Genomic DNA, 22,184 nt, shown 5'->3' with positions numbered 1-22,184 from the left:
AAGATGTAAAATTTATGCCTTTAAATAGTGTATCTTTAAAAGATGAAAAATAAAATACAGGTCGCCTTAGCTTTTTTAGTACTTGCCCTCGCTGGAGGTGCTGTTGTGCTGTATCAAAGATGGAATGCAGTAGCGGATGTAACCGTAACCAAACAGATCGAAAATGATAAACAGCCAAAGAAAAAAGAGAAAAGCCCGTCTTTTATAGCATTAAGTCAATTAGTCGATCAATATGCTGCCCATGCATTGCAACAAGGAAATATAAATGCGTTGGCAATTGCTGTATATAGAGATGGAGAAGTCTTTCAGCGATATTATGGTGTACTGGATTCAGTAACCAACCAAAAACCAACACCCAATACGCTTTATGAAATTGCCTCCATATCGAAGGTCTTTTTGGGGTCAATGGTAGCAAAGGCCGTGGTGGAGAAAAAGCTAAATCTACAGGATGATATTAGGCTCTATTTGCAAGGAGATTATGCTAATCTACAATATGAAGGAACGCCCATTACCATTCAAAATTTATTGACTCATACGTTGGGATTTCAAAAGAAAGCACCACCAAAATTAGATCAGATTTATCAGGGCGTACGAAAGGGAGATTATCAAGCGAAAGCCTTTGATTATACCATGACTGATTTATTGCAAGAATTACAAACCGCAAAGCTAAATAAGAAACCAGGAACGGTCTATGAATACAATTCGGTTGGCCCTGAATTGATGGCGTATATTATGGAACAGGTTTATCAAAAACCATACAAAGAAATACTCCAAGATTTTTTAGATACGCTTGATTTGAAACATACGTATCTGTATGAATACGAGAAACATAAAAAAGATTTAGCTGTTAGCTTTGATGAAGAAGGCAAAGTTGCACCTTGGTTGAAAAATCCATTATTGGGAGGATCTCATGGGATGATTAGTACGTTACCTGATTTGAGTACTTTCATGCAATTTCAACTAGAAAGCAATCATCCGCTTGTTGGAGAATCTTCTCGTTTACTATTTAAAGATGAAGAAGAAGGAGATGATAAAGGCTACTTATGGGATGTAGGATATGGGCAGAAGGAAGGAGCTTACCACGGCAAAACAGGAACATCAAATGGCGTGCAAAGTGGAATTTTAATCTGTCAAGATTCCAATTACGGTATGATTATCATCATGAATAATACTGCAGAAGCAGCCCAAGAGGATTGGATGAATCTATATAATCAAATAGAAACCGCCTTAATCGTATATCCCAACCTGAATTAACAATAACAAAACCATGTTATTCTAGCGGTAAATGGTTATTTCTATTGGAAATGATCAATAAGGAATGTATTTTTAGTATGAAAAACCAAGCATTTTGACGGAGACTGTTAAGATTCAAAACTATAGCCACGCAAGTGAATTAGATCCAATAAGGCATCCTTATTACGATATCTTGTTACTCGATGGAGACTTTGCGTTTACCCTCGATGAGAAGCAGTATCGCTGTCAAGGAAAGACGATTTTATTTATGTCGCCTTTTCAGCAGTTGGAGTGGTTGGAAGTTAATTCACATCAGGCAATCGTCTTGCGCTTTCACGGCGACTTTTACTGTATTGAATACCATAAAGAAGAAGTCGCGTGCAATGGAATTCTATTCAATAACATCTATCACACTCCTTTTGTTCGTGTTTCCGATGCTTTTTTCGACGAAATTCGCTCCTTATATACTAAAATTGAGGAGGTTGAGGATAGCATTCAATCGTATAATGTATCCATCTTAAAATCCTATTTACAGCTAATTTTAGCTTTGGTGAATAGAGAAAAACAACTCGAATTACATCAATGGGATTATCAATTAGAAGAAGACCAACTTCAATTCAAACATCAGTTGGAACAATCTTTTGCTCAACATAAATCGGTGGTATACTACGCGGAATTAAATGGTATTTCCCTTGCTAGTTTTAGCAAGAAAATTAAAAAAATCTACGGCAAAACACCGACGCAATTGATTCAAGAGCGAATCGTATTGGAGGCGAAAAAAACTCCTGCATTTGACAACAAAATCCATGAAGGAAATTGCCGCTGCTTTGGGGTTTGAAGATGAATTTTATTTTAGTCGGTATTTTAAAAAAGCAGTGGGACTATCACCCAGCCAGTTTCGCAAAGAAGTAGGTCTTTCGATCGTAGCAAAAAAGTCTAGGTAATAGGCTATTTTGTCCATGTTATCAGCGGAATTACCCGCGTATTTTTGGATAAAAAAACAAGATGAACATACTTCAAGTTGCTGCAGATTTACAAAAACAATTTTTTAATGTATTGAGAATCGCTATCTGTCTCGTTATGGTGTGGATTGGCGGTTTAAAAGGCTTTCAGTATGAAGCGGATGGCATTGTGCCTTTTGTTGCTAATAGCCCTTTGATGAGTTTCTTCTACCAACACGCCAATGATCGTGTATTGACAGAAGAAGGAAAGGAAGTAGCCGCCTATACTTTGCATAAAAACCCAGAGGGAAAAACAGTAAACCAAAATGTAGATTGGCATACACAAAATGGAACCTATCTTTTTTCATATGGATTAGGGATTGTTATTTGTGCGATTGGTATTTTGGTGTTCTTAGGAATATGGTCATCCAAAATAGGGTTACTAGGTGCTATATTAACGGTAGGGATGTCTTTGGTGACACTTTCTTTTCTCTTGACGACCCCAGAAGTCTATGTCCCTAATTTAGGAGGCGATTTTCCGACACCAAATTTTGGTTTCCCGTATTTATCCGGTGCAGGTCGACTGGTGCTTAAGGATGTCATCATGCTCGCTGGTGGTTTATTGCTAGTTTCGGATGGAGCAAGTAGAATGCTGAAAGACAAACAGAAGGGTAAATAATAAAAAAAACGAAGCTGATGGCTTCGTTTTTTTTGTGGTGAATTCATTCGCGTCTAATTGATATTAGACTGAGTAAAGGAGGAGGGGAAATAAATAATGATAAAAAATTAGTTTTATATTTTTCAATTAGTTGTTTATGAAGTACCGTATTAATATTAGAGTTGTTCGAAAATGTTTCAGAGCATGAAAATATGTAAAGTGATAATGCTATGGCAAATAGATAAGATAGTTATAATTCGTTTTTATGAAGTTTAGAGTTAAGGTGTTTTTAACGGTTTATTTATTATCTATTTAACATTTATTTGAGATTTCTTTAGTGAAATCAAATTCGTTATAAGAGTTAAATTTGCGACTTTTAAATTTAATTAAACTTAATAAATGCAAAGAAGAGATTTTGTTAGTAAGCTGATTCTTGGAAGTTTTTCGATTACGAGTTTAGTATTATTTAACTCATGTGAGAAAGATGATATAGTAGATTCGACAGCAAGAAAAATACGATTTAACAATTTTGAACATAAAGTAAATAAAATATTTATTACTAGAAATGATTTGAAAGAAGGATACTTGATTCAATCTAGTAATAACGATCACATGAGTTCTAGACAAATCATTGTAGGGTTTGTTTTTTATATAGATGATGATAAAGCATATTCATATTCATCTTTAAAAAAGAAGGCTATATGGATTGGAGAAGGTATATATTATTTTAAATATAAAACTCCAATCAAAATAGTTGTCAATAAAGAGGATCATAGAGTTAATTCAAGAGTTTTTATTGAAGAACGATTATTAAGCAACTATATTTTTGAAAAAACACAGTTTAAATCCTTTTAATTTTTAAAAAATAATATATACAGTATGGGAAGACCATTTATAGATAATGATAATTGTATTGGGTGTTATTTATGCATGGAAGTTTGTGGAGTAGACGCTATATATATAGCTAATATTTCTATAGGGGTTGGTAATGAAGAAATGCTACATAAAGGCTATAATATCCATATAGACGATACAAAATGTATTGAAACAGGGTTATGTGCTTCAGTATGTGATTATTGGGCAATTTATACTGTTCATGATGATGATCCTAGGTTACCACCGCCTAAACCAGGTGGAGGTGGAGGTGGAGGTGGAGGAACTCCTTTTCCTCCACCTCCACCAAAAAAAGAATGTACAGAACATATTAATAGATTGCAAGATCAACTCAGTTATGTGAATCAAAATTATTTTGGTATTGAGAAGTTACGAAATTTAAGTAGTGATTTAGGAGTTGTGAGTGATTTGAAAAAACTACAGGAAGAATCGATTATAAAGTTGATTAAGAGTACTGGTGGAGTAATTACTCCAGTTGATTCAAATCTAATTACTTGGGGAAAAATAGGCAAAAGTATTGGTAAAGTAGGATATTTAGCTGTAGCATTTGATGCTTATGATACAATTGTTGCTATTTCTGATGGCAATAGTGATGATGTATGGCTACCGCTTGGAAAGACTTTACTTGGGATTAGTGCAATAGTTGCAAGTGGGCCCATGGGATTAGTTTTTACAGGTGTTTCACTAGGTATAGCAATTTATGATTCAACAAAAACAGATGAAGAAAATAGAAAATTAGAACAATGTTTAACGAATTAAAAATGGAAATAATAAAATCTAAATACAGTCTGAAGTTTTTCTTTTTATATCCACTATTTTTCTTTTTGAATCTTGTGTTTTTAGGTGGACTTATTTATAATCTCTTTACTTATTCAGGAATCGTTTTTAAAGGATATTTTGAAAGAGAGCTATATGATGTGGTTGCAATAGTTTTTCTCTTAGTACTTTTTTTTGCTATGCAATATTATTTAATTTCAAATTGTAAAAGTATAGAGATTTCCGTATCGGAAATCAAAATGAAAAGATTGTTAAGTAAATCATTTCGTATAGCTAAACAGGATGTGATAATTCAGGAAGGACACGATAATATTGGACATAATCCTCAGACAAAAACATTCACGGTAATAAGTAAACAAACAAATAAAAAGTTTAAATTTAGAGAGTTTGAATACAAAAATTATGATAAACTTATTGCTTTCTTAAAGACTGAGGGATATGTTTTTTGTTAAGTATTGATACGAGGGAGATGAGACATAAAGGACGAAATAAAGATGAACGTCGTTGATGTAATAATGCGATCAAATCTAGGATTACACAACTCAAATCAATATTTTTGCCCCCTTTTTAAATTAAAATAAATCCTATGAAATTACGATTTTTAGCATTTTTGCTAACGATTATGACCTTCATCAGTTGTGATGATCCGTTTAAAAGACAAGACTTTTATTTATCTAACCCAACAGCGCAAGAAATAAAAGTGTCAATTGATGACAAGGCGTATGTGCTTGCTCCTCAGAGTTATGAAATACTGAAGTTAGAAGGAGGAATACACGAATTGACGTATAACAATCAAAAAACTTCATTCAACGTATTCAAGCAAAATTCAGGAGGTATTATTAACCCAACACTAGAGCCTCACTATATTTATTCGATGGTGTATGCGACCGAAGGAAATTTTGATAAGTTTGGTGCTAAGATGAGAGAAGTGTGGATTGACGGAGTGAGTTATGAAGATAACATCAAATCAACTAATGCGCTATTCATCGATAATAACTTGTATAGATGTACCTATTTTTTAGGAGAGGAGTACCCTGAAGAGCAAATTACGTATGATAAAAAAGCCGTTGGAAATTTCTTCAATAAGTTTTTTACTAAGGCTGAATTTATTGCGTTTTATGAAGAGATGCTAGTGGAAGAAGAAAAAGGTTTTTATCAGCAAAACCGCATTGAAGGCGGGGAATGCACCATTACAGAACCTGATGAACTAGCGTTAGTATTACCTGATGTGGATCAAGCCGATGTTATTGCCTCATATAAAAAAGAGATGGAATTGGTGCAAGAATTCAAGACCTCAACGGATGCAAGTAGACAAAAAGCAATCCAAAAAGAGTTGTTTGATTTAGCCATGAGTCGTTCAAAATTAGATATCAATTACAGCAAATTGACAACGGCGCAAAATGAATCAATGAATGATTTTGTACACGCAAGTGGTAGAATCTCTGGAGCAGGAATTATTCAGTTGTAAAATTCGAGTATAAAGGAATCCGTAAGGTTCCAGTTGAAATAGTATAAAAAAGCAGATTTTAGGAATGAAATCTGCTTTTTTTTTATGATTTTAAAGATGGTGAAATTATTCTTTAAGGTCAATTTTATAAACAATTGGATGAATACAGAGGGAAGCTAAATCTCCTTGAATAATAAGTAATTTTGCCTGATTTTCTTTTTCATTAAAGTCATATAATCGATAGAGATAATAGTTGTTTTGCTCCTGCCTACTTCGTTGTAATTCATTACTAGTAACAAAAAATGAAGTATCTTTTGGGCCCTTAGTTGTTTTTACTTCGATATAGATTTTAGTCCCATTTTCATTAAAGGATTGAATATCAAATCCTGTCCCATCGCCTTTATCTTTGGCCGTATGGCTTATTTTTTTAGCTAACTTTGGTTTATTTGCTAGAAGTAGTTTTTCTTTTTCGTACTGCATCACCAATAATTCACCTAAATCACCAATCCGTTTATTCTCGATTTTATTTTGAGTGAAATTGGTGAATTTTCCTCTAAAATCGTGAGAAGGGATTTGTACCTGTAACTGATGTGCTTCGGTTTTTGAGAGATTTAATATAGGAGTATGGATGCGAGATATTAGTAAATTAGTTTCTTGGTTTAGGTATTTATCTACAGCGTAAACAAAATCTTGTGTCAAAATAGTTAGTTTATCATCATAATAACAGGTTGCTGCAATTCTATTTGTGTGTAATTTTAGTAACTCTTGATCCAAAGATAGTTCATGTTGAATTATTTCACACATCAACTGAAATTGACCAATGTTTTCCAATCTCCCCTGGATAGGCTTATACAAGAAATCTACTTTTTTAGCAAAGTTTTTAAACATAGTAAATTTATAAAAAAAAGTATCTTTCAGGATAACGTAATACTAAGTATACTATTACAGCTCGATCATCTTGATAGGATTTTCTATCTGCAAAAAAAAGATTATTGATTTTATTTATCTCTTCTTTAAAAGTTTTGATACGGTAGTATAAATCTACTTTTTCATCATACAAAAAAATAAAAAGAGCTTTAACTTCAATAGGTTTTTTTTCCGCATACTGTGTAATCATTCGAAGTGGAAAGTACTGTCCAGCATTTAGTAAATTCTTTGTTTTTGATAGAGATTGAGCTAACATATCAGAGAAATTATCTGAATCAAGATTCCAATTGTCTTGAAAACATTTGACTGCCTGCCATTTGTAAATTTCTTTTTGACTGATAATCTCAAAATTCTCTTTATATCTCGCTATGTATTCTTTTAAAATTTGTTTGTTCATGTGGCTCAATATTTTAGAACTTATGCGGATTATGGAAACAAAGTGTTTAAGTTAATCCTATTTTATCTGTTCTTCTTTTCTTCTTTTACTCTTTTGTGTTCTCATCCAAACATCTACAGCAGCAGCAAAGAGGATGAAGATAAATTTTCCTTTCAGAACAAAATCGATATAAAATTGGAAATTAAGAAGCTCTTCAAAACATAAGATAAAATAGAAAAGAGTTAAAAAACAGAAGTTTTTTAAAATAGGAATCCATTGTATTGGTGTTGATGGTGTTTGCATATTAAATAAGTGAGATATAAGAGTGTAATATAAACAATAAAATGCAGTTACATGAATAAGAAGATAGTTTTAAAAGTTTTAATGTAATTTAACTTCAATAAGCACATCAATATTAGTGTTATACTTTTTAGTTTTATAGGATTATAAGGTATTTGTCGTTTCTTTTTTTGATAATAAGCAAAGAAATTTTTTGCCAGGATAAGACCAGCCTTCATGGTAATGTGCATGAAAACCAATATCAAAGTAGAGAAGAGTTCTTGTTAGATGTAACTTCATGAAATTTGAAATAAATGACACACTGTTATATCATAGAACAAGTGAGATAAGAAAATATCAAAATAAAATAACGGAGACTATAGTTCTAAAATAGAAATTGAATCCAACCAATTGTATTACTTTTGTTGTGGAATAGATGCAGTTCAAAGCTTATAAATAGGAGATACCATGGGGAGAAACACACCTGCAAATCGCAAAGTAGTCAAAGATAAAATCGCGAAAAAGAAACAAAAAGAACAAGAGGCTGCCACAAAGCGAAAAGCACTGTTAAAGGAAATTGTCAACCAAATGGCAACCAAGAAATAGCCCTGTCTTTCGCAAAAAACTAGCTATAAAAACTAGCGTATTTTATTAGGAACCGATTGGTTCTAAAAAAAGAACTTCATTTAGTAGAAAAATGACTGTGTAAAGGGTATCTTACACCGATGGAGTAGGGGATGAATCGAAGGATATGTACACTAAAATTTTAAAGATAAATAGACCAATACTATGCGAGTTATATTTTCCCTGGCACTATTTCTTGTAGCAACTTTTAGCTATAGTCAAAATACAATTGAAATTGATCAAGATCGAATAATTGAACTTTTTTTTAAGAATCGAACAGCTCCTGTAGCAGGAAGTAGATTAGATTCAATTTTTCAATTACCGAAAAAAATAGTTCGTATTAAGGGACGAAATGGAACCTATACTTGGAAAGATACGTTTGAATTTCGACGTGTATTTACCAATATAGTTACAAAGGAAGAATTGGTGTTTGAAATCCAATCGAAAGGAATAGAAGAAATCGTAACGCTTGATGAAGTAAAACAATTGAAACCTATTGTGGCTATTGATTGCCCTCCTGTAAAAATTGAGTGGGTGGAAGATCAGCAGTATTTTGAAAAATCGCTGGGATGTAATCGAGAAATAGAAGCAAGATTAAGTCAGATTTTCTCCCGTATTATTTCGGATGAAATACAAGCCTTCATACTGCAACTACCTTCGGGTGCTTACTACAATGGGATGCAAAATCTTATCGTGGATCAACCAATTAGAGAGGACGCTAAAAAATCGAAGGTGTATAGAAAAATTGAGGCAGAGTTCCATAAAAATGGAATAGAGCTTAGCAATCCTTTGGAACAACCCCTCGTTATCATTGATAATAAAAGGGTGTATTTAGAGGAACTTAATCGACTTGAAGGACAGGAATTTTTGTCTTCCATTGTCTTAAAAGGAGTCCAAGCTACTGCTATTTATGGTTCAAATGCAAGAAATGGCGTAATGATACTGAAGACAGCGTCTCATGTAAATTAGAAAATAGAGAAGGCCATGCAGTGTATCGTAAATACTGCAAATAGGTGGTATTTTACCAAACACTACTTATATATCTATACTATAAAATAGCCTATAACGCAGTGTTTTCTGGCGGTTGCGTCTCCCAATACAAACACGAGGAACACCGTGAAATAGGCATAAGTAGTCTGCACGCTTGCTGTGTTCTACAGCAACTGCGTATGTTGAAAAAAAAGAGTTGTTTCTACTGTCTCAATTGTATATTATATATCGTATTGTAAATATTTGACACGGTTTATTCGTGAATTATGACTGATTGTATAGCTAAAAAACGTCAAATTATCTGAGATCGAGACAGTGTATGTTTCTTGATTTTAAAGAACTAGTATAAAGGGGTTAAACATTATTTTCTTGGATGGAAGGTTGGTTAAACCTGCCCAAAAGCAGGTGTTTTGAGCAGGACTAAACAAACAAAAAACGAGATATTTAATCTCTTTACATTCCTATCATCTTGTGTACTTAGTGGTAAATATCGTAGGATTCCTTTATTTAACAGGCGTATCAGGAAAAATCCTTCGCTATTGATACTAAACAAGTAACAAAAACGTATTTAAAAAAAATTACATTGAATGAGATAAAAAAGAAAATATGAACTGCATTTGAGTGCAATTTTCTCTTTTTATGTTGTATTATCTTAGCTTGTTGGGAGATAAAAACTAAGTATATGGTAAACGCAATAGTATATATTGCGAGTTTTGATCGTGTGGATAGTTCAGTTTATAAGCTGAACTATCGCAATACGTCCCTCTTTAACAAATATCCTTGGTTTAAGCGGTTTTCTTTTGGAAAAAAACAAGAAAGTCTTTATTTTTAGAGTGCAAAATCATGTAAAATAAGATATCAAGTTCATAAACCTTGAGGCTTTTGTCTTAAGAGGTGCTGCATAAGAGGATATGACCCTTTTGCAGTGAAACAGAATAATCTGCTTTTACGCAATCAATACGCGTAGTAAACGAACAGTTAACCTAAAGCCCATTTTTAGGTAGCTACTGTTTCAAACGCTTGGACTAATGGAGTTAAATAAACAACAAGGTTTATATAAACGGACCTAAAAATACTTGTGGTATACGTGTAACTAAAAATAAGTGAAGTTTAGGTATGGTCTATAAATTACCACGAATGAGAACAACCAAGTCTGTATTGATTATCGTTTTGCTAAGATACGAAAAAAAACAAAGCTCGGAATGTTTTCCGAAAAAAAATGAATAAAAATTTACTATGCACAATAAGAATAGAAAAATCGTTGAGTTTATCAGAGACGAATGGTTACTCAAACATACCAATAATAGTCAGTTCGCACGAGATCACGGCATTGATGAAAAAATTGTGCGGCTGATTAAAGATGACGATACTTATGCGATTAGTTTAAACACATTAATTAAAATTTGTAACGCCAGAGCTTTATCACTTCAAGAATTTTGTGGTCTAGCTCAAGTCTAAGATAACATCTCAAGTCCCAATAAAAAAAGCCTTCTATGACGAAGGCTTTTTATTTTATGCGAGATTATTTTCTTTTGTATGTTACAGTAACAGGAAGTTTATCTCCTCTCATACTGATATCATATACTACGGTTAACTTTTGTTCTGTAACCGCTTGTATTTTTCTCGGTGTATGTCTAGGATCTTCACTAGTGAATGTAATTAGTTGATCTTTAATTACACCTTGAACTGCTGGACTTACATCACCTTTTCGTGTAGTTTCTACTAGTGTTGCTTTGTCTTCTGTCAAAGTCATTACATCCTCAGTAACTGCATTTTCTCCACCAGGCATGTCTGAAAATTTATGTTTCATAGATGGACCATTAGGAATTGAATAGAATAAACTATCCGTTACCCACGTTCCTTCATAATCGCTTTTTTTGCGGATCACGGAGTTATCATCACTTGAACAACTGCTGATGGCAAATGGCAAAGCCAAAAAAGCACAAATAGCTACTAATTTTTTCATTTTGTCGAGTTATTAATTTTTTATTTTTGTTGGGTTAAAAGCCTTTGACGCTTTTATTGTATAGGTTGTCTTTCTCTTCGGTTGTCAGATTGCGCTTGTATTCTAACAAAGCTGATTCCCAATCTCCATATCCTGTATTTGGTAAAACAATGAATCGCTTGCCAAATAACGCTTGGTTATTTTTTACATTTTGCAAGCGTTCTGCTTGTGTTTTTTTATCAAAAGCAGTAGAGAAATCAGAAAGGTTGTCACCAAGAAGCATTACAATTTCGTGTGTTTCACTTAATTTTTGTCTTCTTGTTTCTTTGCTAGATTCTGTCGTGCGAACAATCACATGTTGATCATCAGCAAAAGGGTAGTTGTATTTCTTTAGATTCTTCATCGTACCCGCTTTGTCATTTTGCGTACGATTCGTAATATAGTACACTTCGATTCCTTTAGAAGCTGCGTAGTTGAAAAATTCTAAACTACCTAATAGTGGTAATGCTTCTCCTTTAGAAGTCCAAGCATTCCACGTTTCTTCGCTGAATACTTTTCCTTGACGTGCCATTTCAACGGCATAAGGGGAGTTGTCTAAAAATGTTTCGTCAATATCGGTCACAATAGCCAATGGCTTGTCGAATTGTTGTGTTAAGATTTCATCCACTCTCAAGGTTGCTATATTGAAGGCTTGTGCAGCTAAGGCTTGATATTCAGCAGCATTTTGTTGAAATACCGCCGCGTATAATTTGCCATTTACTTCAATATGGTGTAAAGGATTGGTTGTTGAAGTAACTTGACTTGAAGGAGTTGTTTTACATGCGGATAAAACAAGAAGTCCTGCAAGGAGGAAAGTTCTTTTTAACATATTCTAGTTTTACTGTTTATTATACTGCAAAAATACAACATAAAATTAGAATAGAAGGAATTATGTAGTGGAAGGTAAAGTTGCCTCCATAAAAAAACCTTTCTACTTTGAGGTAGAAAGGTTTTAGTTATGCTAGTTGTAAGGCTTACTCTTTGTATTCAGCCGCTTTTTCGTCAAATAAATCATCAACAGACCAATAGCGTTCTCCTGTATCATAGTTGAACGTTAAAATCGTAGCTCCTGCTTCAATCTCAGGTAGTTTTTGTGCGATAGCAGCCAATGATGTTCCCGTTGAAATACCTGCTAAGATTCCCTCTTCTTTTGCAACGCGATTAGTATATTCAAAAGCTTCTTCTTTGTCAATGGTAATAATTCCATCAAAAATAGCAGTATTTACTACCTTAGGAACAAACCCTGCTCCAATACCTTGTAAAGGGTGAGGGCCTGGTTGTCCGCCACTTAATACAGGTGAATTCTTAGGCTCAACTGCGTATACTTTTAGTTTTGGAAATCTCTCTTTTAAGACTTCAGCTACTCCTGTAATATGTCCTCCAGTTCCAACGCCTGTAATAAAGTAATCAATACCTTCTGGGAAATCATTGATAATTTCTAAAGCTGTTGTTTTACGGTGAATTTCAGGATTTGAAAAATTATTAAATTGCTGTGGAACCCATGCGTTTTCCATTTGCTCTGCCAATTCAGTAGCTTTTGCAACAGATCCTGCTGTTCCTAATTCTCTTGGTGTTAAAACGAATTTCGCCCCAAAAGCAGCCATTAATTTTCTGCGTTCAATACTCATGGATTCTGGCATAACCAAAATTAATTGGTAGCCTTTAACAGCGCAAACCATCGCTAATCCAACTCCTGTGTTTCCTGAAGTAGGCTCAATAATCGTCGTGTCTTTGTTAATTAATCCTTTTGCCTCTGCATCTTCAATCATTGCTAAGGCAATACGATCTTTTAAACTTCCTCCTGGATTTTGTTTTTCTAACTTCATCCACACATTAAGGTTTGAAGGGAAAAGTTTATTGATTTTTACATGTGGGGTACGCCCAATAGTGTCTAAAATGTTTTGTGCTTTCATAACTATTTTTTTGTGTCGTTATATAATAAAATTGATAGGTTCTGGATATTTGTCTGTATACTTTGAATAGACTTTACTTTTGCTGTAAATAATAGAATTGGGATCAACACTTTTAGTTAACCAAACGTTACCTCCAATGACAGAATCATGACCAATAATGGTATCGCCGCCCAAAATAGTTGCCCCTGAGTAAATAACTACATTGTCTTCAATATAGGGGTGTCGACGCGTATTGGCTTTATCTTTAGAAACAGATATCGCCCCTAATGTAACTCCTTGATATATTTTTACATTGGTTCCAATGACGCAAGTTTCTCCAATTACAATACCCGTTCCGTGGTCAATGCAAAAGTGCGAACCAATCGAAGCGGCAGGGTGGATGTCAATACCGGTTTTATTGTGGGCATATTCCGTCCAAATACGGGGAAGTAATCGCACGTTTTGTCGCTGCAATTGATGCGCAAAACGATAGATGGCAATCGCGTAAAATCCGGGATAAGCAATGTGTACTTCTTGTAAACATGTTGCTGCAGGGTCATTTTCTAAAATAGCCGTTGCATCCGTATTTAATAATTGATATATACCGGGAAGAGCTTCAAAAAAATCATGCGCAATCTGATGTGAGCGGTCTTCTTGATTATTAATACTAAATAAAATGGAAATCATTTCATTCTTTAATGTATTTAATCGAATATTAATGGCTTGTTCGGAGTGATATCTCTTATCTTCTAATTGAAATAAAAAATGAAAAAGTGTATCCGTAAACTGTTCCATTCTTTTTTTATCTAGAAAAGCATTGGTGCTTTCATTTTTATGCAGTAATTCTTGAATAAAATCCATTAGAAATTAGATATTGATGGTTAAGAAATGATTGATTTCATGTTTGTTTTCAGCCGTGAGCTGAGTTGCTTTTACGGGAAGTTCATTGGCTCCCCAACCTGAAAGCGCTTCTAAAACGGGACGTAAGGATTGGCCTTTAGTACTCAATTGATATTCAATGGTTACAGGTGTTTCTGTAATAATGCGTTCAATAAGGTTCAATTGTTCCAACATCTTCAATTCTGAAGTGAGCATTTTACTTCCAATTTTAGGTAAATACTGCTGTATGCTAGAATAACGAGCCTTGTCCAAGTGAAATAAAGCGATCAATATAGGAATTCTCCACTTGCCACTAATGCAATGGAGGGTATGTTGAATCGTATGAAGATCTAAGGTTGCCATTATTAAGTTTCTTTTAGGAAAGTTACTTCCTTTATAGAAAGCTAATGTAAGCAAAAGTGCACAATTCACAAGGTGGTTAACGTTTATTTAGTATATTTTTCTACTAAATGTGGCGAAAATTAGTTTTTATAGTGTAATAAATATACTCATTGCGAACAATGGGTATCTTTTTGGGATAATAATTGTTAAAAGCGAAGTCGGGTATGCAAGGTTTCAGTAAATTAATCTGTATCTTTGATTTAAGAAAAGTGAGGAGCGTTAGTTTAAACGCTCTGTAAAGAATGCATAGTTCTTTGTATGTTTGTTTTGAAATAGATTTATTTTTAAGATTTCTTTTGAGCGGCTACTTGTAAGGAATTTGGTTTTGTTGTTTTGTTGTTCTATTTCAATGGTAAGTAACAAATACAAAGATACTATAATACAAGAGAGTGCCCCCCAAAATGGCACTCTCTATTATTTCTACCTTAACTCATGAACTGTATCTCAAATGCAGAAGCTGAGTTCTTATTTTCGAAAGGTTAACAATGCTATATTACGTTTCGCGCAAAAGCTCTATAATTAGTCCCCAACTTTTGCGCTTGATGCGTAAATTTGGTTTACAGTCAACGGTTTGCAGTCTACTGTAGATAGCTTGTAAGAAAAAAGATTTATAGCTAACGGTTACCACCTAGTGTAATGGTTTAGAATAAGAAAAACATACAATTACCTCTATTAAGTAAAGTTGCAATTTGAAAAGTCGTAAAGTTGTGAAGTGTATCAACCAAAGGAAAACTTTCATTATTTAGAAAATTCACCCTAAACTCATAACCCATCACTCATAACGTTCACCCATAACTCATAACCCATCACCTAAATAGCGCTGCACAATTAATTCCCTATTTATTCTTTTCGTTTAATTAATGGAAAGTGATTTCAAGTTATTTCGATAAGCTTCTAACATATCCGCTTTTAAGATATAACCAAAATAAGCTTTATCCTTTTGCACCAATAAAAAGTCAGACTTTCTCAGGTCAAAGCGATTGATAATATGCTTGGTACTATCATCATAAGAAACCGTAATCGGTTGCTCAATCAAATCAGACAAGGGGGTAAATTTCGTTTGGAACGTACTAAATACAATAGGACGCACGTGATTGAGGTTAATAACTCCTACAAGCGTTTGATTGTCATCCACAACAGGGATAAATTCTTGCTGGGTTTGTGTGAATATAGTTACCGCATCTTGTGTCGTTTGTGTCGACTTTAAAATGTGGATATCATTGCGAATGAAATCATGTGCATTAATTGTCGATAAAATATTTGCATCTTTATCAGAGGTGAAAACCATTCCTGTTTCCGCAATAGATTTAATATCCATGGAGTACTTTTCCATGTGTTTTGCAATGGCAAAACTGATAGAAGAGACAATCAATAGTGGCACCATTAAACCATAACCTCCCGTAATTTCAGCAATTAAGAAGATTCCAGTAAGGGGAGCATGAAACAAACCACTGATTACACCCGCCATTCCAACGACGGTAAAGTTGTGAATAGGCATGTCTTTTACACCTAAAAGGGATAAGAATTTAGCTACTGTAAAACCGAGGTAAGAACCAACAAATAGAGAAGGAGCAAAGTTTCCTCCATTTCCTCCACTTCCCATGGTCAATCCAACAGCGAACGTTTTAACTAAGGCAGCACCTGCAACAAAAAGGAGAAGAACCCATTCATTGGTTGCGAAATTTTTTAATAAGGTATTGTTGAGTATCGCTTCAGGTTGATCACCCGCTAGTATTTTTATACTTTCATATCCTTCACCAAAAAGGGTGGGAAAGAGGAAGATTAAAACAGCTAACATGGTTGCTCCAATCAGTGCTTTTTTATAGACGTGATTGGTAAACTTGGAAATGTAGGCTTCTGTTTTTCGAAACATACGCGCATGGTACACGCAGAATAATCCGGCAAGAACTCCTAAAATAACGTAATACCCCGTATTGAACGTATCGAATACCAGCTGTTTCTTAAAGGAAAGTAATATATCTTCTTTGATAATTAAATCAGTGACAATCGTTCCTGTTGCAGAGGCAATCATAATCGGAATAAAAGCAGAAACCGTAATATCAGCTAATACAATCTCAATGGCAAAAAGAACACCTGCAATAGGAGCATTAAAAGCAGCAGAAATACCCGCAGCTACACCGCAACCTAAAAGTAAAATACGATCTTTATAGCTGAGCTTGTAATTTTGTGCAAAATTAGACCCAAAGGCAGCTCCGGTAATGGCAATTGGCGATTCTAATCCGAGTGATCCTCCCATACCTACCGTCAGGGAACTCGTTACAATCTGAGAGTACATTTGTTTTTTAGGCATGACTCCCGAATGTTTTGCCACAGCAATCATAATTTGATATGTCCCTTTTTCAATGCTACCATTTAAAAATTTGCGCACCACAAATACCGTTAGTAGAATACCAATAATGGGTAAAATACTATTGGTGTAGGGCAGGTGAGAAATATTGTCAATATAGGTGGCAAATTTGAAAACAGCATGGGCAAATGACTTTAAAATGGTCACTGCTATTGCACTGGAAGCTCCTACTAATACACAGGATAAATACAAAAATTGGCGATCCGAAAGGATCGATTTTAAAAAAAATAAAATACCTTCAGCATACCGAAAGGTTTGCTTAAAATAGTACGCAATACGTTTTTTATTCCAAATTTTCATCTTGCAAAAATAGCCTAAATAGTCGATATAAGTAATCCGCTTCTCAATATTTTTTTATACAAAAAATAGATTAAATATCCGTAAAACGTGAAGTTTGTTGAACGGAAATAACGTGGTTTTCTAATTCTTTAAAAAATTGAGTAAAATCAGTTTCTAAGACAGCATAGTATTCGACTAGTTCTCTTGTCGCTTGAGACATTTTCGAAATTCCCTTGGTTCGTCTATCCATTTGAGAGAGAATATAGCCTAATCCTTCCACCGTTTCATAACATATAAACCAATTTTCTCGAATCATAATGGGTAAAAAGTTCTGAATCTTTGCAGGAAGTAAATCAAAATTACGCTCTAAGGTATCGTAAAAATTAGCGGTATATGTAGCTAAAGGCACCTCGTGATAAATAGCCCAATTCTTGGCCAGAAAATGATCGTAATACATATCGATTATCACTGCCGCATAATGGTTGTAAGTTGGAACTAATATTTTTTTGTCCTTGCGCCAAATAGAATGGTTATCTGTATAGGTGTCAATCTCGCGATGTAAGAGGATTCCATGCTGAATGCCTTTTGGAAAATCTAAGTATTGCTTGCCGCGAACACTGTCCGCAATAAAATTGCCAATGGCTTTTTTCTCGTCCTGTCCCGACAAATAAACATGTGCTAAAAAATTCATCTGATTGCTTTAAACTCAAATTTACAATTTTACCTTAGTATTTGAAAGTATAAGCGATTGAATTGTTTTATATTTGTTGGTAAGAAAAAAAATAGAAATATGACATTGATAAAATCAATTTCAGGAATACGAGGTACAATAGGAGGTAAGGTAGGTTTTAATTTAACTCCCATTGATGCAGTTAAATTTGCTTCTGCTTACGGAACATTTTTGAAAAATAATAGTGGTAAAGACCAATTGAAAGTAGTTATTGGTCGTGATGCACGTCTATCAGGCCCTATGATTCACAACTTGGTGATGCATACATTAGTTGGCTTGGGAATTGATGTAATTGACTTAGGTCTGTCTACTACACCAACAGTAGAAGTAGCGGTTCCGATGGAAGGTGCGGATGGTGGAATTATCTTAACGGCTTCACATAACCCGAAACAGTGGAATGCTTTAAAATTATTAAACGACAAAGGAGAGTTTTTAAGCGGTGCTGAAGGGGAAATCATTTTGGAAATTGCAGATCAAGATGCTTATGTCTTTGCAGAAGTAGATCGTTTGGGAAGCATTACCACAAGAAATGATTATATGGATATTCACATCGAAGAAATTTTAAAATTAAAATTAGTCGATGTAGAAGCAATCAAAAAACGTCAGTTTAAAGTAGTTGTAGATGGTGTTAACTCTTCGGGAGGAATTATTATTCCAGACTTGTTGCGTAAACTTGGTGTTGAAGTGGTGGAATTGTATTGTGATCCAACAGGACATTTTCCACATAACCCAGAGCCATTAAAAGAACACTTACAAGATATTTGTGCTTTAGTAAAAGCAGAAAAAGCAGATTTGGGAATCGTTGTGGATCCGGATGTTGATCGTTTGGCTTTCATCTCAAATGATGGTGAAATGTTTGGGGAAGAATATACGTTAGTAGCGGTAGCGGATTACGTATTGAGTAAAACTCCAGGAAATACCGTTTCGAATTTATCGTCTTCTCGTGCTTTACGCGATGTAACAGTAAATAGAGGAGGAAATTATGGAGCTGCAGCAGTAGGAGAGGTGAATGTAGTAGAATTGATGAAAGCAACAAATGCTGTAATCGGTGGTGAAGGAAATGGAGGGATTATTTATCCTGAAATCCACTACGGACGCGATGCTTTAGTTGGAGTCGCTTTATTCTTAACTCATTTAGCAAATCAAACCTTATCTGTAGCAGAATTAAGAGCAACGTATCCTCAATATTATATGAGTAAAAATAAAATCGAATTGACACCTAAATTGAATGTCGATATGATTTTAGAACTAATTGCTGAAAATTATAAAAATCAAGAAGTTAGCACAATCGATGGAGTGAAAATTGACTTTCCAACGAGTTGGGTACACTTAAGAAAATCCAATACAGAACCAATTATCCGTATTTATACAGAAGCCCCTTCTCAAGAGGAAGCCGATGGTTTAGCTGCTCGTATGATGGAAGAATTACGCGTAATTGCTGGGATTTAATGATAAAAAAAGAAGAGCGATGCAGCCAATTAAATATACAAAATGGGCAAAAATCAATCGGATACAAATGAATAAAAAAAGCGAAAGAAGATTCTTTCGCTTTTTTTATAGATTAAATTTTTAAAGTCTCTCAACCTCATCGCCTCACCAATCTCACCACCTCACCAATCTCATCCATTTATTGTACAACAGCAGGTTGAATCGGTGTAGTACTATGCACAACAACAAACGTAGAAATAGCATAGAATGCTTTATTTTCTGGGTTGTTCGCTGTCCAAGGTTCTAATTGGTAATTAAAATTCAAAGTTTTGTTTTTCAAATCACCTGTAAGGTTATTGATATAAGGAGGAACTACCATACCTGGACACCAACCCGCGCGATCAGGTTTCCAGTTTCCAGGTGCTTGATTGTTGATTGGATTATTGGCACAACCAATAGGCCCCATATAATGTTCAAAGGCGTTGCTTCCTTCTAATTGAATATGATGAGTTCTATAGCACCATTCTGCACATCCTCTACCACCAGCATCATTTGGCGTTGCATGTCCCCAACCTGAAATGGTTGTTCTGAAATAAGCCAGTTCAGTATTAGCAGGTAACTTAATACTTCTTGCTAAATCCGTTGTTTGTGCTGTTCCATACGGAACACCATCAATAGACGATTGGTTGTATTGGAATAAAGGAACGACAGCAGAATATTGATAAGCCGTTTCTCCATAGATGAAATCGAAATCAACGCTGTAAACACGTCCTTTGGCCAACCAAGTTTCCGTGTATATTTTAATTTCTGCCTCTCCTGTTAATAGTGATTTGAAATCAGTTACGTCAAATTCCCATCCTCTAGGTAACTTTTCAGAACCTACCCAATATGGAGTGATAAAACGACCAATTTCATACCATTCGTTTGTCTTTTTATTTTTTACATATACATTGGCAAAGCGATCCCATTCATCACATTCTTTATTTTGACATGGGTTTTGTACATACATCTTAATGGTTTGTACTTTTTCTATATCGGTTGGAAAAGTAAAAGTTCCCTCTGCGCTTTGAGATAAACCATCACCAAAACCTACTTTGACATCTTTAAATGTGGTGTAGTTAAAAGTTCCTGTTTTGGCTGGTTCTTCAATTACTGGACCATCATCATCAGGATTTGGTTCTTCTTTTTTTGGTGAAGAATCATCCGAAGAACAAGCGGTGCCTAGCAGTAAACCGCAAACTAAAAAACTAAGTAATAAAATTTTTTTGCTCATTGTTTTTTGTTAAGTGTTATAAAAGTGTGAATATAGTTAAAAAAAACAAAAAATAGCACAAGGGGATAAAATATATTTACAGGATTTGAAGGAATTAATCGGTTGTGAATTGTTATTTTTTATAACTTTAAACCTTACGTTTTAATGATTTCTATATGACTTCGAACCCAAAACCGTTAATTCCCAATTCTATTTTAGTACAGTTGGGATTTCTAGTTTTAATCTTGTTTGTATTTTACTTGTTGGCAAGTAATCTCGTTTTTTTTCTGCCTGGTTTTTTAGGAGCTTTGTGCTTGACTGTGCTATTATTACCTCCTTATCGTTGGATGACACAGAAAAAAGGGTGGAACAAGAATTTATCTATTATAGCTTTGATGCTAGGAAGTAGCATGTTGGTGCTTGCTCCCTTGTATTTGTTAATTCAAACAATCACCCAAAAGGTTCTAGTTGTTTTACAAGATAAAGATAAAATTCAAGCCGGAATTGAATCGACGGTTCGCAGTTTACGAGAGAGTTATAATATTGATATCTTCAATGAAAATACAATTAGTAAAGCAACAGAGTTGGGAACACAAGCTTTTCAAGCTATTGTGAATACCTCTGTAAATAGCGTCGTGGAAATTGGAGTGGCGTATTTGATGCTGTATTTTCTATTGAAGGAATATCAACAAATTCAAGCTTGGTTAACGCGTTATTTACCTATGCAGGCCAATAATATGGATGAGCTAAAAGTAGATATGAAACGCCTGGTTATTTCTAATAGTGTAGGGGTACCACTAACAGCTTTTATTCAAGGTATTGTTGCGTTTATCGGGTATTTAATCTTTGGGGTAGAAGATGCTTTTGTGTTTTTTATTCTTACGGCTTTTGCTTCTTTGCTGCCTGTTGTTGGAGCAGCAGTGATTTACATTCCTTTAATCGTTATGATGTTGGCTAATGGTCAGCAGGGTAGTGCTATAGGTTTGTTTATCTATTGCTTAGTGGTAGTGGGAACTTCAGATAACTTAATTCGATTTTTACTGCAAAAGAAAATGGCAGATGTCCATCCTCTAATTACTATTTTTGGCGTGATTGTTGGGGTGAATGTGTTTGGATTCATCGGAATTATATTCGGGCCAATTTTATTTTCTCTTTTCATGTGGTTAATAAAGATATACTACAGAGAATTTGTAGAGGCGAATAAGGCTAAAATTATTGAAAAATAGATAGCATGCAGTTGATTTATATTCATGGGTATGGCTCTAATAAGGAGTCAAGAAAGTATGTGTTATTAGAAAAACATTTCGCTACTTATCAAGCAAGTTGTGCAGAATGGACACCAGAAACAGATTTTAGTACGTGGTTGATGCAAGGCCATCAAGCGGTTGAACAAGAAGAAGCATTACTCCTTATTGGAGATTCAACAGGGGCTAATTTTGCTTATCAATGGAAGGAGAAACGCAAAGCACAAGGGCTTCAAACCATTCTGATTTTGTTGAGTCCGTTGTTGAGCTATTCCCATCGATTAAATAAAGATTTAATCTTTACCCCCAATTTAAAAAATAGCCTTCTTGATATTTCTGCGCCAGAAGATGCTTTTCTTCTAATCGGAAAGCAAGATGAAACTTTAGACTTACAGGAGTTGAATCCATATCAATGTGCAAATAGTGAGGTTCTCTATATAGAGGATTCTCATCGCTTGCCTTTATTTGAGCAATATCTACCGCTTCTTGCAGATTATGTGGAACGTCAACGACTGATTTTAGCGAAATAAAAGAAAGAAACGATTGGTTTGAAGTATCTTTGTTTGGCTCAATTAAATGA

22 protein-coding genes and 1 pseudogene are annotated in these 22,184 nt (G+C 34.4%); 13 read left to right on the top strand and 10 right to left on the bottom strand.

Translation table 11 applies throughout. The annotated features are described in order from the left end of the window. Window positions 1-42 precede the first annotated feature (42 nt). The 7 genes and pseudogenes from ACUTSE_RS02610 to ACUTSE_RS02580 all read left to right on the top strand — a co-directional run bounded on the left by ACUTSE_RS02610 (window position 43) and on the right by ACUTSE_RS02580 (window position 5,971). The gene (locus ACUTSE_RS02610; RefSeq protein ID WP_445639116.1) at window positions 43-1,254 is read left to right on the top strand and encodes a serine hydrolase domain-containing protein; all 1,212 of its coding nucleotides are present in this window, start codon (window positions 43-45) and stop codon (window positions 1,252-1,254) included. Between the two features lie 94 nt (window positions 1,255-1,348). Next, window positions 1,349-2,177: pseudogene (locus ACUTSE_RS02605) on the top strand (helix-turn-helix domain-containing protein). Window positions 2,178-2,238: 61 nt separating this feature from the next. Continuing rightward, window positions 2,239-2,853 carry a DUF417 family protein gene (locus tag ACUTSE_RS02600; RefSeq protein ID WP_445639115.1) on the top strand — a complete coding sequence of 205 codons (615 nt, stop codon included), beginning with the start codon at window positions 2,239-2,241 and terminating at the stop codon, window positions 2,851-2,853. A 378-nt stretch (window positions 2,854-3,231) separates the two neighbouring features. Next, window positions 3,232-3,687, top strand: coding sequence for a hypothetical protein (locus ACUTSE_RS02595; RefSeq protein ID WP_445639114.1), 456 nt, complete (start codon window positions 3,232-3,234; stop codon window positions 3,685-3,687). 24 nt (window positions 3,688-3,711) lie between these two features. Next, a complete protein-coding gene (locus ACUTSE_RS02590) occupies window positions 3,712-4,485 on the top strand; it encodes a DUF362 domain-containing protein (RefSeq protein ID WP_445639113.1) in 774 nt (257 codons plus the stop codon). Continuing rightward, a complete protein-coding gene (locus ACUTSE_RS02585) occupies window positions 4,470-4,955 on the top strand; it encodes a hypothetical protein (RefSeq protein ID WP_445639112.1) in 486 nt (161 codons plus the stop codon). The genes ACUTSE_RS02590 and ACUTSE_RS02585 overlap by 16 nt, the downstream gene beginning before the upstream one ends. Window positions 4,956-5,089: 134 nt before the next feature. Continuing rightward, complete coding sequence (locus ACUTSE_RS02580) at window positions 5,090-5,971, top strand: hypothetical protein (protein ID WP_445639111.1); 882 nt, start codon at window positions 5,090-5,092, stop codon at window positions 5,969-5,971. 105 nt (window positions 5,972-6,076) lie between these two features. Here ACUTSE_RS02580 and ACUTSE_RS02575 read toward each other — a convergent pair whose 3' ends face one another. Beyond that, window positions 6,077-6,838 (bottom strand): DUF3883 domain-containing protein, encoded by a 762-nt coding sequence (locus tag ACUTSE_RS02575; protein WP_445639110.1) that lies wholly within the window; start codon window positions 6,836-6,838, stop codon window positions 6,077-6,079. A gap of 7 nt (window positions 6,839-6,845) precedes the next feature. After that, window positions 6,846-7,274 (bottom strand): hypothetical protein, encoded by a 429-nt coding sequence (locus ACUTSE_RS02570; RefSeq protein ID WP_445639109.1) that lies wholly within the window; start codon window positions 7,272-7,274, stop codon window positions 6,846-6,848. Window positions 7,275-8,000: 726 nt separating this feature from the next. Between ACUTSE_RS02570 and ACUTSE_RS02565 the strand changes: the two genes are divergently transcribed. The 3 genes from ACUTSE_RS02565 to ACUTSE_RS02555 all read left to right on the top strand — a co-directional run bounded on the left by ACUTSE_RS02565 (window position 8,001) and on the right by ACUTSE_RS02555 (window position 10,604). Then, window positions 8,001-8,138 (top strand): hypothetical protein, encoded by a 138-nt coding sequence (locus tag ACUTSE_RS02565; RefSeq protein WP_002985330.1) that lies wholly within the window; start codon window positions 8,001-8,003, stop codon window positions 8,136-8,138. Between the two features lie 183 nt (window positions 8,139-8,321). Continuing rightward, window positions 8,322-9,125: a hypothetical protein gene (locus ACUTSE_RS02560; protein WP_445639108.1), complete on the top strand. Its 804-nt coding sequence runs from the start codon at window positions 8,322-8,324 to the stop codon at window positions 9,123-9,125. A gap of 1,257 nt (window positions 9,126-10,382) precedes the next feature. Beyond that, a complete protein-coding gene (locus ACUTSE_RS02555) occupies window positions 10,383-10,604 on the top strand; it encodes a helix-turn-helix domain-containing protein (RefSeq protein WP_445639107.1) in 222 nt (73 codons plus the stop codon). A gap of 64 nt (window positions 10,605-10,668) precedes the next feature. On the opposite strand, the gene ACUTSE_RS02550 is transcribed toward ACUTSE_RS02555, so the two are convergent. The 7 genes from ACUTSE_RS02550 to ACUTSE_RS02520 form a co-directional block, all read right to left on the bottom strand. Beyond that, the gene (locus ACUTSE_RS02550; RefSeq protein ID WP_060874164.1) at window positions 10,669-11,112 is read right to left on the bottom strand and encodes a hypothetical protein; all 444 of its coding nucleotides are present in this window, start codon (window positions 11,110-11,112) and stop codon (window positions 10,669-10,671) included. A 34-nt stretch (window positions 11,113-11,146) separates the two neighbouring features. After that, window positions 11,147-11,959 carry a 5'-nucleotidase, lipoprotein e(P4) family gene (locus ACUTSE_RS02545; protein ID WP_353100217.1) on the bottom strand — a complete coding sequence of 271 codons (813 nt, stop codon included), beginning with the start codon at window positions 11,957-11,959 and terminating at the stop codon, window positions 11,147-11,149. Between the two features lie 145 nt (window positions 11,960-12,104). Beyond that, complete coding sequence (cysK, locus tag ACUTSE_RS02540; RefSeq protein ID WP_445639106.1) at window positions 12,105-13,043, bottom strand: cysteine synthase A; 939 nt, start codon at window positions 13,041-13,043, stop codon at window positions 12,105-12,107. Window positions 13,044-13,061: 18 nt separating this feature from the next. Then, window positions 13,062-13,883 carry a serine O-acetyltransferase gene (locus ACUTSE_RS02535; RefSeq protein ID WP_445639105.1) on the bottom strand — a complete coding sequence of 274 codons (822 nt, stop codon included), beginning with the start codon at window positions 13,881-13,883 and terminating at the stop codon, window positions 13,062-13,064. A gap of 6 nt (window positions 13,884-13,889) precedes the next feature. After that, window positions 13,890-14,264 carry a winged helix-turn-helix transcriptional regulator gene (locus ACUTSE_RS02530; protein WP_445639104.1) on the bottom strand — a complete coding sequence of 125 codons (375 nt, stop codon included), beginning with the start codon at window positions 14,262-14,264 and terminating at the stop codon, window positions 13,890-13,892. An 892-nt stretch (window positions 14,265-15,156) separates the two neighbouring features. After that, window positions 15,157-16,971 (bottom strand): chloride channel protein, encoded by a 1,815-nt coding sequence (locus tag ACUTSE_RS02525; RefSeq protein WP_002985317.1) that lies wholly within the window; start codon window positions 16,969-16,971, stop codon window positions 15,157-15,159. 70 nt (window positions 16,972-17,041) lie between these two features. Then, a complete protein-coding gene (locus tag ACUTSE_RS02520; RefSeq protein ID WP_445639103.1) occupies window positions 17,042-17,641 on the bottom strand; it encodes an acyl carrier protein phosphodiesterase in 600 nt (199 codons plus the stop codon). A 99-nt stretch (window positions 17,642-17,740) separates the two neighbouring features. On the opposite strand from ACUTSE_RS02520, the gene glmM reads away from it, so the two are divergent. Continuing rightward, window positions 17,741-19,129 (top strand): phosphoglucosamine mutase, encoded by a 1,389-nt coding sequence (gene glmM, locus ACUTSE_RS02515; protein WP_445639102.1) that lies wholly within the window; start codon window positions 17,741-17,743, stop codon window positions 19,127-19,129. A gap of 178 nt (window positions 19,130-19,307) precedes the next feature. On the opposite strand, the gene ACUTSE_RS02510 is transcribed toward glmM, so the two are convergent. Beyond that, window positions 19,308-20,381, bottom strand: a complete 1,074-nt coding sequence (locus ACUTSE_RS02510; RefSeq protein ID WP_445639101.1) for a peptide-N-glycosidase F-related protein — start codon at window positions 20,379-20,381, stop codon at window positions 19,308-19,310. Window positions 20,382-20,536: 155 nt separating this feature from the next. On the opposite strand from ACUTSE_RS02510, the gene ACUTSE_RS02505 reads away from it, so the two are divergent. Next, window positions 20,537-21,586, top strand: a complete 1,050-nt coding sequence (locus ACUTSE_RS02505; protein ID WP_445639100.1) for an AI-2E family transporter — start codon at window positions 20,537-20,539, stop codon at window positions 21,584-21,586. A 5-nt stretch (window positions 21,587-21,591) separates the two neighbouring features. Next, entirely contained in the window at window positions 21,592-22,134 is a 543-nt protein-coding gene (locus ACUTSE_RS02500) for a YqiA/YcfP family alpha/beta fold hydrolase (RefSeq protein WP_445639099.1), read from the top strand. Window positions 22,135-22,184: the final 50 nt, after the last annotated feature.

The sequence above is a fragment of the Myroides sp. TSA_177.3 genome, from assembly GCF_052691955.1.
Note: the sequence above shows the minus strand (reverse complement) of the source record. Positions and strands in the feature narration are given on the sequence as shown.

Excerpts from the sequence above, each read along its gene's own strand:
- cysK (WP_445639106.1), bottom strand. The coding sequence starts at position 13,043 with ATGAAAGCACAAAACATTTTAGACACTATTGGGCGTACCCCACATGTA.
- ACUTSE_RS02565 (WP_002985330.1), top strand. The coding sequence starts at position 8,001 with ATGGGGAGAAACACACCTGCAAATCGCAAAGTAGTCAAAGATAAAATC.
- ACUTSE_RS02570 (WP_445639109.1), bottom strand. The coding sequence starts at position 7,274 with ATGAACAAACAAATTTTAAAAGAATACATAGCGAGATATAAAGAGAAT.
- ACUTSE_RS02590 (WP_445639113.1), top strand. The coding sequence starts at position 3,712 with ATGGGAAGACCATTTATAGATAATGATAATTGTATTGGGTGTTATTTA.
- ACUTSE_RS02610 (WP_445639116.1), top strand. The coding sequence starts at position 43 with ATGAAAAATAAAATACAGGTCGCCTTAGCTTTTTTAGTACTTGCCCTC.
- ACUTSE_RS02585 (WP_445639112.1), top strand. The coding sequence starts at position 4,470 with ATGTTTAACGAATTAAAAATGGAAATAATAAAATCTAAATACAGTCTG.
- ACUTSE_RS02525 (WP_002985317.1), bottom strand. The coding sequence starts at position 16,971 with ATGAAAATTTGGAATAAAAAACGTATTGCGTACTATTTTAAGCAAACC.
- ACUTSE_RS02520 (WP_445639103.1), bottom strand. The coding sequence starts at position 17,641 with ATGAATTTTTTAGCACATGTTTATTTGTCGGGACAGGACGAGAAAAAA.
- ACUTSE_RS02555 (WP_445639107.1), top strand. The coding sequence starts at position 10,383 with ATGCACAATAAGAATAGAAAAATCGTTGAGTTTATCAGAGACGAATGG.
- ACUTSE_RS02580 (WP_445639111.1), top strand. The coding sequence starts at position 5,090 with ATGAAATTACGATTTTTAGCATTTTTGCTAACGATTATGACCTTCATC.
- ACUTSE_RS02545 (WP_353100217.1), bottom strand. The coding sequence starts at position 11,959 with ATGTTAAAAAGAACTTTCCTCCTTGCAGGACTTCTTGTTTTATCCGCA.
- ACUTSE_RS02575 (WP_445639110.1), bottom strand. The coding sequence starts at position 6,838 with ATGTTTAAAAACTTTGCTAAAAAAGTAGATTTCTTGTATAAGCCTATC.
- ACUTSE_RS02600 (WP_445639115.1), top strand. The coding sequence starts at position 2,239 with ATGAACATACTTCAAGTTGCTGCAGATTTACAAAAACAATTTTTTAAT.
- ACUTSE_RS02550 (WP_060874164.1), bottom strand. The coding sequence starts at position 11,112 with ATGAAAAAATTAGTAGCTATTTGTGCTTTTTTGGCTTTGCCATTTGCC.
- ACUTSE_RS02500 (WP_445639099.1), top strand. The coding sequence starts at position 21,592 with ATGCAGTTGATTTATATTCATGGGTATGGCTCTAATAAGGAGTCAAGA.
- ACUTSE_RS02510 (WP_445639101.1), bottom strand. The coding sequence starts at position 20,381 with ATGAGCAAAAAAATTTTATTACTTAGTTTTTTAGTTTGCGGTTTACTG.
- ACUTSE_RS02595 (WP_445639114.1), top strand. The coding sequence starts at position 3,232 with ATGCAAAGAAGAGATTTTGTTAGTAAGCTGATTCTTGGAAGTTTTTCG.
- ACUTSE_RS02530 (WP_445639104.1), bottom strand. The coding sequence starts at position 14,264 with ATGGCAACCTTAGATCTTCATACGATTCAACATACCCTCCATTGCATT.
- ACUTSE_RS02560 (WP_445639108.1), top strand. The coding sequence starts at position 8,322 with ATGCGAGTTATATTTTCCCTGGCACTATTTCTTGTAGCAACTTTTAGC.
- ACUTSE_RS02535 (WP_445639105.1), bottom strand. The coding sequence starts at position 13,883 with ATGGATTTTATTCAAGAATTACTGCATAAAAATGAAAGCACCAATGCT.
- glmM (WP_445639102.1), top strand. The coding sequence starts at position 17,741 with ATGACATTGATAAAATCAATTTCAGGAATACGAGGTACAATAGGAGGT.
- ACUTSE_RS02505 (WP_445639100.1), top strand. The coding sequence starts at position 20,537 with ATGACTTCGAACCCAAAACCGTTAATTCCCAATTCTATTTTAGTACAG.